The organism is Sorangium sp. So ce426 (genome assembly GCF_051475585.1).
Taxonomy (GTDB): domain Bacteria; phylum Myxococcota_A; class Polyangia; order Polyangiales; family Polyangiaceae; genus Sorangium; species Sorangium cellulosum_B.
This window is the reverse complement of the sequence record NZ_CP150341.1, coordinates 2,625,914-2,637,036: the sequence shown is the minus strand read 5'-3', so window position 1 is coordinate 2,637,036 and position 11,123 is coordinate 2,625,914. Positions and strand designations below refer to the sequence as shown.

Here is an 11,123-nt window from a genome sequence, read left to right as displayed (position 1 = left end):
TCCGGTGATGCGGGGGTCGATCAAGGGCCCGTCCGGCGTTGCAAGCGCCGAGCGGGCCCGTTCTACTTCGGCGGCAGCCTACCATGGCGTGCGCCTTCGGGAGGGATGCTCGCTCGGCCCGTACGCGTCGAAGCGACGGGTTCAAGGCCGGCGGCGGCCAGCACGGCGGCAACCCGCGTGCGCTCGTCCGCCTCCGCCGTACGACGTGAGGCCGGCTCACCGGCCAGGGCGCGCAGGTACGCCACGAACACCTCGCGCTCGACCAGGCGCAGCTTGCCGAGCTTCGTGACCGGCAGGGGGAAGCCCGGCGCGCGGATGGTGTCGAGGAAGACGCGCGCCGGGATGCCGGTGACTGCCTCGACGTTCTTCTGCGAGAGCATCTCCGGCTGCGGCGCCGTGATCGTCAGCCCATCCAGCGGGATCGCGAGCGTTGCGGTTGCCGTCGCCGTCGCTGGCTGGTCGATCACCTTCGGGCTGGACCATCCGCCGGTGGGCGTCTCCAGGCTCGCTCTGTCGATAGCGCGCGTGCCGTTACCAGCCTGACGAAGAGCAAGCGGTGCCGATACACGCGCGAGAGCCGCTCGTGTCATGCCATACCTCCATCTGTGTTGGGTTCGTGCGCGACCGTGACCGCCGCTTCTGGAAGGAGCACGAAACGGTAATTCCGTATCGCCGGTAATTCGACACGAATTGCCCGGAGACCTGCCTGGGGAAAACACCCCGTCGCATCGCGGGGTTGGGTGTTCTGGAAAGCCCTGCCGAGGGGCCGAAATGGGGGGTTGCGAAGGACTCGATTTGGTAATTCGCGAGCTCCGGCGACGCCGCGCGTGGAGGCGACGTATGCCACGTTTCAGGGTCATGGGGCCACCCCGTTTCAGGGTCATGGGGCCAGGGGGAGACGACGTGATCGGCCTCGACGATGCCCGAGACCGCGAAGCGTGTCGAGGTCCCCGGAGCCGGGAGCGAAGCGACCGGCGACGTCTCTCTTTTTTGCAGGGTCATGGGGCCACCCAGGCCCCCTGGTAGGCTCTGGCGGAGAGCAGGGGCCACGACGCTCACGAACAGGTCCCCCGGCCCCCGCGGCACCGGCGGTTACCTCGACGAGGGCGGGCCAGGCGCGCCGCGGGGAGCGAGGGGGTCAGAGGCGGCGCGGCCCCGGGGGCGACGTCCTCGCCGGGACCGCAGCGGTCATCGACGCTTGGTGCGTGGATGGGTGGGCGGCTTGCCGCGCGCGGGCCGCGGCGCGGCCGTGCTGCTCTCGTCGAGCTTCGGCTTGAGCCGTGGCCTGTACGACTCGCCCTCGATGATGAAGTCGAACGCCGCGTTCTTGAACCGATCGACGGCGCTCTGCGCGAGCAACACGTCGTCGAACATCCCGAGCCACTCGGCCGTGTCGCGATTGCTCGTGACGATCATCGACCCGCGGCCCGTGCGTTCGAGGAAGAGCTGGTAGACGTCACGGCTCTCTTCCTTGTTCATCGCCTCGAGCGCGAAGTCGTCCAGGATGAGCAGGTCGACGGTCGTGAGCGCGATCATCTCGGCGTCGCGTGAGTTGTCGAGCCTGCTCTGGCGCAGCCTGCGCAGCATCGCGTCGGCGCGCAGGAAGCGCACGCTGTAGCCGTGCTGACACGCGAGGTGTCCGAGCGCGTTGGCGAGGAAGGTCTTGCCCACGCCGACGGAGCCGAGGATGACGATGTGCTTGTGCTCTTCGAGGAAGAGCAGGCTCGTGAACCCACCGAGCAAGCGCCTATCGAAGCTCACCTTCGCGGTCTTGTCCCAGAGCTCCAGGCGCATGCTTGGGTCGAGCCCGGCGTCGCGCACGCGGCTGTCCGTCGCGCTCGCCTCGCGGCGCGCGATCTCGTCAGTCAGCAGCATGAGCAACATCTCCTCGTGCCCCATCGACTGCTTCTCGGCGAGCAGGAGGCGCTCACGCAACGTCGCTGCGATGCGGCCGAGACGCAGCCGCTTGAGCGCCGTGACGAGCGCAGGGTCGACGTCGTTGGCGCTCATCGCACCTCCTCCTTCGTCACGGCAGCCGCCGTCGTACGTGTCGCGAAGTGCTCCGTGCTGCGCGCGAACCGCGGCGTGGGGAGCGCAACGACCTTGCGGTCCTCGGTCGACGGTGACGCGGCCGGCTTCGCCGTCTCGAGCATGCGCGTCACGCGCTGCACGTCGACGACGTCGAAGGCGAGCGCGCTCTGGCAGATCGCCTCGACGCGCCCATCACCGAACTTCTTGCACAGCCGCAGCAACGCATAGACGAGCCGCATGCGCGTCCAGGGCAGCGGCACGTCGAGCAGCCGCTCGGCGTAGATGCCGACGTGCGCCCCGCACTTTCTCGCGCTCGCGACGAGCGAGGCCACGTCGCGCACCGCCGCGACGGCCTTGCCCGTGGGGTAGTCGCTCGGGTCGGTGGAGCGCTTGCCCGGAGCGACCCGCGCGTGCAGCTTCACGAGCTCGGTACCCGCGTAGATTCTCACCGACGCGCGGTCGGCGCGGACGCGCACCGTGCTGCCGACGTAGCGCGTGGGCACGCTGTAGAGCGACCGGAGGACCTGCACATGATGGTCGGGGTGCACCTTCGCGTCAGTCCAGTGCGGCACGTCGAACGGCGCTTCCGGCGCCGGCCTCATGGCGCCCTTCTCGCGTGACTCGAACACCTCGCGCGGCACCTCGCGTGTCGTGCCGTGGATGCGCGCGCCGGCGACATCGCGACACCACAGCTCCGCGGATGCGCGGGCCTCGTCGAGGCTGGCGAACGACTCGCCGTCGAACCAGCTCTCGCGCACGTAGGCGACCTGGTTCTCGACGCGCGCCTTGTCTTTGGGCGACCTGACGCGTGCGGCATCGACGAACAGCCCGCGCGTCTGTGTGTAGTCGAGGAAGGCCGGCACGAGCACGACGGCGAGCTCGTCGGCGCGCAGCACGATGGCCTTCATGTTGTCCGGCAGGATCACTCGTGCCATCGCACCGAAAAACTTCCACGCCGTGTCCAGGCCCGCGCACACCGCCGTGGTGGTCTGCTCGAACGACGGCCACACGAACTGGTAGCGGCTGTACGCGAGCGTCACCACGAGCACCCACAGATTGCGAACCCGCTGCGTTGCTGGGTCGAACAGTCTTCCCATCAGGCCGAAGTCGACCTGCGCGATCTCGCCGGGCTCGGTGTCCGCGACGCGAACCGTCGGCGTCTTCTTGCGCCACGCGAGCTCCTCCATGGCGAAGCGCCGGAGCGTGCCGTAGCTCGCGCTGACGCCGTGATCGCGCTTGAGCAGCACGTGGATCTTCGTCAGCTTCAGCGGCCGGGGCTGGGCGAGCCAGGCCTCGATACGTGCGCGATGCGTGCCGATCTCTTTCCACTCCTCGCTCGTGTCGGGCACGGGGCGCGCCTGCACGCGCTGGGCGATCGCGTGGATCTCCTCGTCCGTCGGCTCGCGGTCACACGGCAGTGGCAACGTCGTTGCAGCCTCGAAGTACCTGCCGACCGTCTTGCGATCGAACCCTGTCGCGCGCGCCACATGACGCGCGCTCTGCCCCGCCGCACGACGGCGGAGCATTTCCTTGATGTCAACCATGATCAGCTCTCGGTAGGGCATCGGCCTCCTTCCGACGGCGACCCGCGCCGTCATCGGAAGGAGCCCGTCTCAGATCCCGACCTCGGCGTCCCGAGCTGGCCCCATGAGGCTGCAAAAAACCTCGGAAGCTGGCCCCATGACCCTGAAAAAAACTGGGTCACGCCCCCGCGCGGGTGGCCCCATCCTCCTGGATTTGGGGTGGCCCCATGACCCTGAAAAAAACGCCGTCAGGTGGCCCCATGAGACTGAAAACTGGCAGCGACGTAGAGCCACCCATCGGGCCTTGTCCACCCCAGGCGAGCGCGACGCCGTCGCAGAGATCGAGGCGGACGTCGGCAAACGTTGCGCCGTCGGCCTCGCCCATCGGGCCGAGCGCGGCACCGTACCGGCGCCGTGGCAGCACTCCTTGACGCACCTGGAGCTGCACGACGTCGCCCATGCGCCAGCGTCGCCTGCTCCCTGAATTGGGATCGGCGAGCGGGCGCATAGGCACGCACGGGAGAGGTACGCGGCGAAAGTCCAACGCGACGCCGCTTCATGTGCTCGACTCGCGCGCTTCCCGCCGGGCAGCGCTGCACCGCAGACCAGCATGCCGATCGCTCGGACGTGGGCTTGAGACCGCGGGCGTCCCGCGCTCCGCCGCCTCCCACGCGGCTCGCAGGCTGCTAGCAAGTTTTCCTCCCCCCTCCATCGGCGGTCCCATTCGCTTCAGCGCCTCCAGGCGCACAGCCTCCAGCCTCGACCGGCGCGGCGCCGTCGCCCGGCGCTTCTCCACGAGCTCACCGAGCACCTGCGCCGCGCGCTCCCACTGCTCCGCCGCCCCCGGCGCGTGCGCGATCCTTCGCACGGCGTTCCAGGGCGCTTCAAGCTGATCACACAGGTTGCCGATCTCCGGGTGCAGCCGTGCGATCGCGCGCAGGTGGCACCGGGTCTGCTTGTTCATCTGGAAACACTCTTCCAGGACGTGGCTCGGCGCGCGGACAACTCCGCACGCGAGCTCGTACCAGCGCCGCGAGCTCATGCGTCTACAAAAGCACCGAATCAGAAACCTGCCAGAGCGAAGCCTTCATTTTCCGTTCAACTTTAAAGAGCGTTAAAGCACAGTACAAGAGTCGGCTCCTGGCGAGGGCGACGGCATTAAAGTCTGATGTAGCGTGCGACCAAGAGGACGCCGGTTTTCACGTGGCACCGTGACCTGACTGGCATTCGCTGGGGCCCGATCACGTGACCTCGGTGTGCGGGGTGACCCCTCCGGCGATCCCACGGCCCGGCCGTCGTGCGGGGCCAGCTCGCTCGGCGCCGCGGCCGCGAGCCGCGCTGGGCGTCCACCTGAGGGAGCTCCGCCTTGCGCCAGCCTCTCGCCTGGACGAGCTCCGCGGCCCCGTGCGCCGTGTTCGCACCCTGCTGCGTGCTCGGCTCCAGGCCCAGGCCGGCCCGGCGTCCGCCGGGAAGAGCTCACGCCGCGCCCTTCGGGCCGCCCCGCGGTCGTGCCCGCCGCGCGCCGCCCTTGCATACGTGTGCGACAAGACGGAGGTCGGCGGCTCGTCGGAGCCCCTCAGCCGACCCCGCGCAAAATTACCAAATCGACCCCCTTCGCGCCCCCCAAATCGGCCCCTCGGGAGCTCCCTCGAAGCGGTCTAACTGCGCGTCACCAGAGCGGTTTCCACACTTGACCAGATCCCGGTAACTCGCGACGAGATACCGGGTCGTCAGAATTACCATTTCGGGCCGCCTCACGGGCTCTCGTTCAGGCTCCGCCTCGAACCCGAAACACCGCAACAACGGAGGTTCGGATGTGGCAGGAGCCGCCGCCAACGCCGAAGCGCGCCTCGCCCGGCCCCGTACCACCTCGCGCGGAGCGGACATCCGCGCCGGGGGGCGCCGCCGTAGCCTTCAGCCCGCAAACGTTGTCCTCACCGCCGCTCGCAGCAGCACCCGCCGGGCCCGCCGTGATGCCCGCGGCTTGCTGCGCGGTGGAAGCTGTTGCCGGTGACGTCGTGATCACGGACTTCGGCATCTCCGTCCGCCACCTCGACAGGCTGCTCGGCGGCCTGCTGCTCGCGACCTCGCCGCGCATCGACTGGGCCAAGCGCATCCGTCGAACGTTCAGGCTCGACGCCCTCCGTTGCGCGCATTGCGCCGGCCGCCTGCGCCTTCTCGCCGCCATCACCGAGAAGGCGACCGCCAGGAAGATCCTGGAACACCTCGGCCTGCCCGCCGATCCGACCTCGCCGCGATCCCGGACCCGCGACCCGGACGACCCGGCCTCCTGGATGGACGGCGCCGCCGAGTAGCGAGCCGCCACGAGACCGCCGACGGTCACCCGACCAGACGCCGGGACGAGGCGAACGTGTGGGCGTGTGGCACGCCGGCGCCCCCGTTTGGACGAGCTCAATCTGGGCGGCGCGTACAGTAGAGTGGCAACTGCTGAGCCCAACGGGACACGCTTACCTGCTAAAATTACTCGGTTTTTCTGGATGGCACGACCACGTCGTGGTTGTGGCGTTGGGTTAACTGGATGGGCGCGGCAGATTTCCTCTTCACTTCGGGAAGTCGGTAGGGCTCCCTATCCGCGGGGGACGCCCAGCTCCGCGAGCTCGTAACCTGGACAGTTCAGGTTGCGCCCTCAGTAGCGCTCTGCTCGAAATGCTGCTTCAGCGCGTATAGTCGATGCATGTACCGAGCAGCCATCTGTAGAGCGATGAAGCAATCCTCACGGCCAAATGTCACACCCGTGGGATGCCCCGCCTCGTTGCGGTTTATGCGGAGAAGATCCAGCACTGAGTCGAGCATCAAGTGCATTCCGTCGCGCAGTCCCTCTGGCAAATCCTGCCTTTTCGGCTCGATGCGCTTTCTAAACTCCTGAAACTTTGCAACATAGCTACCAGGACCACTAAGCAAGTTCTCGAACTTACCTCTTGCTTCACCCGACAAAGTACCAGCAAAGGATGACCCCAACTCTAAGAAAGCCGCCTCCGAGGCAACACCCAGCATAACGGTAGATGCAAGGTACAAACGCTGATTAAACGCGTAGAGCGACTCACTCATGTACCTTAGAACAACCTGACTCGGCTGAGGAATTTGCTGACGCAATCGATCAATGTAGCCACTCGGATCGTGCGGATTAAACTCGGAATCTTTTAGAACAGCGTAGCCACTCGCAGTTAACCTCAGCTCCCAATTGCTCGCCGACGGCTGAGTCGTATCGATATACGCGAGGCCCTGCGCCACGAGCGACCACATCGCTTCTTGAACGTCACCGCGCTGCGGCGTTGGGCTTAGAAGGCCTCGGGCTTTGATCGTATCGAAGAATCCGCGACCTCCGCCCGAGATGTATTTCGGCGACCTGTCGTCCGAGAGTAGGTCCATGAGGACACGCTGAATTTGAGAAGAGTCTGTCATGATTGGCCTCAAGATTGAACAACGAGTCAACCGTCGACATGTGTCGCGCTCAGCGTACAGCACTCAGCACGGTTGGCGATGGTACCCAACGGCGAGACCGACGCCAAGGCGGCAGGGGGCCGAGCTCCGCCAGCTCGACGACCTCGGGGCGCCGAGCTCCGTGAGCTCGACCTAGCGACGGGGCTCTACTGTCCGGCCTTACGGGCCCGCAGGAACGGCACGAGGTCAGGTCGATCACGCGCGCACGCCGGCGCAGCTCGAGACGCGGCGGCGCCTCCGGCACGGGCCAGTCGAGGAAGTCGGTAGGGCTCCCTATCCGCCGCCAGGGCGAGCGGCCGCCCCGCGGGCCCCGCCGTGGTGCAGGCGCTCGGCGACGCGGTCTGGGGCGCCGCCGTCGACCAGGAGGTGCTCGCCGGGCACGGCGGCGCGGTCCACCACGCGGTCTTCAGCCCCGACGGCCGCTCCGTCGCCACCGCCTCGGCGGACGGGGCCGCGCGGATCTTCCGCCTCGGCGGGCGCGAGGCGCCGGTCGTGCTGCGCGCCGATCTGGGCGGCGCGTACCGGTAGAGTGGCAACTGCTGAGCCCAACGGGACACGCTTACCTGCTAAAATTACTCGGTTTTCTGGATGGCACGACCACGTCGTGGTTGAGGCGCTAGGTTAAACTGGATGGGCGCGGCAGATTTCCTCTTCACTTCGGGAAGTCGGTAGGGCTCCCTATCCGCCGAGAATGGCCACGAGCTCCGCCGCGCGCCGCGCGGCGCTGTGCTCCGCGAGCACCCGCTCCCTCGCCGCGCAGGCGATCTCCGCGATCTCGCCCGCCGGGAGCGACAGCGCCGTGACCGCCTCGTCCGTGGTCGTCACCACCAGGATCTCCCTCCCCGGCGTAAAGAACCAGTCGAGCCCCTCCCAGCCGTCGCTCAGGACCGGCGTGCCTCAGGCGGCGGCCTCGAAGAGCCGCCCGGAAGGGCAGTAGCCCATCGCCGCCATCGCCCCCCGCGTCACGTTGAGCGTCAGCGGTGAGGAGCAATAGAACGCCGGGTGATCCGGCGGCGCCACATGGCGCACGTAATAGACGTTCTGCGCCCACGGGAGATCCTCGGGATAGAGGGAGCCCCCGAGGACGAACCGCTTTTGCGGCAGCCGACCGGCGCACGCCACCGTAGCACCGCCCACGATCCAGCACCCGCCACCGCAGCGGGTCTCGTCGCGTCGATCGGCGCAACCCGCCCTGACGGGCGCCGCAGCGGCCCCGCCGGCGCGGGCAGCGAAGCCCTCAGCGCGGCGTCGCATCGCCGCAGGGTTCTCGAGGCGATGGTCAAAGGCGACGGTCGCCTGAGATCCGGCAGGCTTCGCCCTCCCGCGAGAGCGGCGCGGGTGCGACCTCGAGCGCGGCCCGTCGCGGCGCCGTCGGCCGGCTCTTAACGGCGCGCTCAGGGGCGCACGCCTGGAGCGGCACGACGTCGTCCGTGCGCCAGCGTCGCCCTCGAGCGCATCCCAATTGCGGCGCGGCGGGCCGGTTGCGTCGCCGCCACGATGACACGGGTTCGTCGGCAGCTAGATCGTGACCTCGTCATCCCTCAGAAGCCCGTCAATCTTGCTTAGCAAATCTCGCTTGACCCGCTGCCGGTTCAGTTCGTCTTCGTAACCGGCCTTGACAGATGCCACCTTGACAACGCCCTTGATCATCATCAGGGCGTCGATCGTTCGCTGTGCTTCATCGTCATCCAAGTCGCGCCGAAAGTGGACAACCAGGCCCTTGACGCTCATTGCAATCCCACTCCCCGCACAGAGATCTCGCTGGCTTCCCGAAGCATAATGATATTACGCAATTCACCCATGGCTCCCCACTCCCGGAAGTGTCGTGTTCAGCGGAGAGCGTTCTACGTCCTCCCAATCGGCAGCCGTTGCGGAACCCGGCTCGCCTTCGTCACCCTGTACCGGGAAGCTCGTCAGCGTCGCAGCACGCCGGACGAGCTCAGTCCCTGTGGCGGCGCGGACAGGGAGCGGCGACCGAAGCCGCGGCTGTGGAGGCGGCGGGAGCTTCGCCCGCGGGCTCCTGGCCGCAAGCTCGGGAGACGGCACCACAGGCGGAGGAACGTCGAGCGCGCGGGGAGGTAGCGTCGGCGGTGTCGAGCTCTGCGCCGGCGACGACGCGGGACGCGCCGAGCTCTCGCGCTTGGTGACGGGCTCGCCGACCTGGATCACCACGGTCTCCTCGGCGTCCGTCCGGTGGTCGTCGTGCAGCTGCCAGAGGCGCTCCCAGTACCGCGCCGGCGTGCCGGTGAAGGCCTCCAGCTGCCGGGCAAGGCCGGGCGTCATCGGGAGGTCGCTCCTCAGCAACCGTTCCACCTCCCTCGGCTCCAACCCCATGCTCTCGGCCAGCTTCCTCCTCCACGAAGGCATCGTCGCGCAGAACGACTCGAGGACCCTTCCTGGCCAGGGGACGGGGCGCGCACGGGCGTCTGTCAGCTCTGCGAGCGCCGCGTCGACGTGACAGTCCAGAAGGCGCCGGTATCGGTCACGCTCCGCCGCAGCCTGCTCCTTCGCATCGGTGAGGGCTGCCTCCTCGTCGTCATGCGCGTGCTCGCGCGCCTCGCGAAGCCCGCGCTCGCGTCCGAGCGCTTCGCGCGCGGTGACCGCGAAGCCGATCGCGACACAGGCTATCATCGCGAGCCCGAGCGGCGAAATGAGCCACATCGCACCAAGTAGATCCTCCATTGTATTCATCGCGTTTCGTCTCCTGGACGTGATCGTTCATGTCGGGACGCAAGGCGGATCTTCGCCTTGTGCTGTCCGAAGACGTCACCAGGGTTACCGCCTGTGAGCTGCCGAAGGACAGCCGAGGATTCAGCGAAGCTGCCGGAGGAGTGCTTCGCGCTCGGCGACGAACCGCCCCCGGGGGAACTCCCGCGCGTGGGTATTCAGCAGCCGGAGAGCCTCGACGTTCGCCGTGACACTGCGGGCCTCGATGGCCCTCCGGGCCTGGTTGATCAGGCTCCGCTCGCGCTCCTCGCCGGTCGTCGGTCGAACGGCGTTCGCCGGAGACGCGGGCCGGCGATCGGTCGTCGTTGAGGGAACGGGCGTGCTGCTCGCCACGGCCTGCACGCGCGCGCTTCCTTGCGCCCTCGGCGACGACATCCCGCGCGCGATCGGCGCGGCCGGTGCTGCGGCGCTGTGCGCGCGTACTCCGCCGGCGGGCGCCCCGTCGCTGTGCGCACCGTCTCGCGCAGGTGACGCCGCAGCCTCCTGCGCAGCGGGCGGGGTGGCAGGAACCACCGCCGCCCCGAACCACGATTGAAGATCGGGCAGGGACGACACCGAGGAGACGAGCGCGCCGGTCAGCACGGCGAGCGCCCCCTGAACGAGGATCCTCACGCCCAGGCGTCGTAGCGAGGCCACCCACGACGGGCGACGGCCGAAGCCCAGTGCGAGCGGCACGCAGAGGCTATCGTCCCTTTCCTGCGAGCGCTCCTGCGCCTGCCACCGCTCCCGCTGCACCCGGAGCTCCTGGTGCGCCCGCCAGTGTCGCGTCCTCACCGTGTCCAGCGGAAGTCCCTGCTCGGCCGCGATCTCGGCGAGCGGAACCTCTTGGAGATCGTGCTTGATCACGAGATCCCGGTACTTGGGATCGAGTTGGTCTATCAGCTCCCGCGCGAATTTTTCCCGCTGCCGTCTCCGGAGCAGCTCTTCCGGCGTGGGGCACTCGTCTCGGATCTCGCACTCATCGAACGACGTCAGCACCTCGCCGCGGCAGCGTGCGTCACGGACGTGATTGCGCGCCTGGTTGATGGCGATTGTGACGCGGTACGGGGCTGGGTCTCCCCCTGGGTCGATCCGCTTGTCGGCCTCCAGCCCGCGCAGCAGCGCTTCCTGAGCGATATCCTCGGCGTTTCGCTCCGGCACGCCGTGGCGCCTGGCGAGGCGCCGGAAGAGCTCGAAGCCGGGGAAGACGGTCGGTGGCTTGCCCACGGTAAGCAGCACACTTGAGCCGACCAAACTGCTTCACAAAAAAGAACCGAGGAGCAACTTTGGTCGGATAATGTAAACCAAAGTATCACCTCAAACCACATGAAGACGGTCCTAGAGGACGACTGAGCACATTCCGTCATACGACCGCCAATTCTCGCCCAAACGGCCGAGGCG

General features: G+C 67.9%; 10 protein-coding genes and 1 pseudogene. 2 read left to right on the top strand and 9 right to left on the bottom strand.

Translation table 11 applies throughout. The features are described 5' to 3' along the window. Window positions 1-62: 62 nt before the first annotated feature. From WMF44_RS10100 to WMF44_RS10085, 4 genes are all read right to left on the bottom strand, one after another. Window positions 63-590 carry a hypothetical protein gene (locus WMF44_RS10100; RefSeq protein ID WP_437298909.1) on the bottom strand — a complete coding sequence of 176 codons (528 nt, stop codon included), beginning with the start codon at window positions 588-590 and terminating at the stop codon, window positions 63-65. A gap of 598 nt (window positions 591-1,188) precedes the next feature. Next, entirely contained in the window at window positions 1,189-2,010 is an 822-nt protein-coding gene (locus WMF44_RS10095) for an ATP-binding protein (protein ID WP_437297344.1), read from the bottom strand. After that, entirely contained in the window at window positions 2,007-3,575 is a 1,569-nt protein-coding gene (gene istA / locus WMF44_RS10090; RefSeq protein ID WP_437297343.1) for an IS21 family transposase, read from the bottom strand. The genes WMF44_RS10095 and istA overlap by 4 nt, the downstream gene beginning before the upstream one ends. Window positions 3,576-4,110: 535 nt before the next feature. After that, window positions 4,111-4,518 (bottom strand): hypothetical protein, encoded by a 408-nt coding sequence (locus WMF44_RS10085; RefSeq protein ID WP_437298908.1) that lies wholly within the window; start codon window positions 4,516-4,518, stop codon window positions 4,111-4,113. Between the two features lie 1,054 nt (window positions 4,519-5,572). On the opposite strand from WMF44_RS10085, the gene WMF44_RS10080 reads away from it, so the two are divergent. Beyond that, on the top strand, window positions 5,573-5,869 hold the full coding sequence (locus WMF44_RS10080; RefSeq protein ID WP_437298907.1) for a hypothetical protein: 297 nt from the start codon (window positions 5,573-5,575) through the stop codon (window positions 5,867-5,869). A 319-nt stretch (window positions 5,870-6,188) separates the two neighbouring features. Here the strand turns inward: WMF44_RS10080 and WMF44_RS10075 are convergent, their stop codons facing one another. After that, window positions 6,189-6,977: a hypothetical protein gene (locus tag WMF44_RS10075; RefSeq protein ID WP_437298906.1), complete on the bottom strand. Its 789-nt coding sequence runs from the start codon at window positions 6,975-6,977 to the stop codon at window positions 6,189-6,191. 354 nt (window positions 6,978-7,331) lie between these two features. Here WMF44_RS10075 and WMF44_RS10070 point away from each other — a divergent pair, with 354 nt between their 5' ends. Continuing rightward, window positions 7,332-7,544 carry a hypothetical protein gene (locus tag WMF44_RS10070; RefSeq protein ID WP_437298905.1) on the top strand — a complete coding sequence of 71 codons (213 nt, stop codon included), beginning with the start codon at window positions 7,332-7,334 and terminating at the stop codon, window positions 7,542-7,544. A 150-nt stretch (window positions 7,545-7,694) separates the two neighbouring features. On the opposite strand, the pseudogene WMF44_RS10065 reads toward WMF44_RS10070, so the two are convergent. The 4 genes and pseudogenes from WMF44_RS10065 to WMF44_RS10050 form a co-directional block, all read right to left on the bottom strand. Next, window positions 7,695-8,129 (bottom strand): annotated as a pseudogene (locus WMF44_RS10065) (CgeB family protein); the annotation flags it as partial. Between the two features lie 405 nt (window positions 8,130-8,534). Further along, window positions 8,535-8,747: a hypothetical protein gene (locus WMF44_RS10060; RefSeq protein ID WP_437298904.1), complete on the bottom strand. Its 213-nt coding sequence runs from the start codon at window positions 8,745-8,747 to the stop codon at window positions 8,535-8,537. 63 nt (window positions 8,748-8,810) lie between these two features. Beyond that, window positions 8,811-9,698 (bottom strand): helix-turn-helix transcriptional regulator, encoded by an 888-nt coding sequence (locus WMF44_RS10055; protein WP_437301545.1) that lies wholly within the window; start codon window positions 9,696-9,698, stop codon window positions 8,811-8,813. Between the two features lie 129 nt (window positions 9,699-9,827). Continuing rightward, window positions 9,828-10,949, bottom strand: coding sequence for an RNA polymerase sigma factor (locus tag WMF44_RS10050; RefSeq protein ID WP_437298903.1), 1,122 nt, complete (start codon window positions 10,947-10,949; stop codon window positions 9,828-9,830). Window positions 10,950-11,123: the final 174 nt, after the last annotated feature.

Excerpts from the sequence above, each read along its gene's own strand:
- WMF44_RS10075 (WP_437298906.1), bottom strand. The coding sequence starts at position 6,977 with ATGACAGACTCTTCTCAAATTCAGCGTGTCCTCATGGACCTACTCTCG.
- WMF44_RS10085 (WP_437298908.1), bottom strand. The coding sequence starts at position 4,518 with ATGAACAAGCAGACCCGGTGCCACCTGCGCGCGATCGCACGGCTGCAC.
- istA (WP_437297343.1), bottom strand. The coding sequence starts at position 3,575 with ATGGTTGACATCAAGGAAATGCTCCGCCGTCGTGCGGCGGGGCAGAGC.
- WMF44_RS10060 (WP_437298904.1), bottom strand. The coding sequence starts at position 8,747 with ATGAGCGTCAAGGGCCTGGTTGTCCACTTTCGGCGCGACTTGGATGAC.
- WMF44_RS10095 (WP_437297344.1), bottom strand. The coding sequence starts at position 2,010 with ATGAGCGCCAACGACGTCGACCCTGCGCTCGTCACGGCGCTCAAGCGG.
- WMF44_RS10055 (WP_437301545.1), bottom strand. The coding sequence starts at position 9,698 with ATGGAGGATCTACTTGGTGCGATGTGGCTCATTTCGCCGCTCGGGCTC.
- WMF44_RS10100 (WP_437298909.1), bottom strand. The coding sequence starts at position 590 with ATGACACGAGCGGCTCTCGCGCGTGTATCGGCACCGCTTGCTCTTCGT.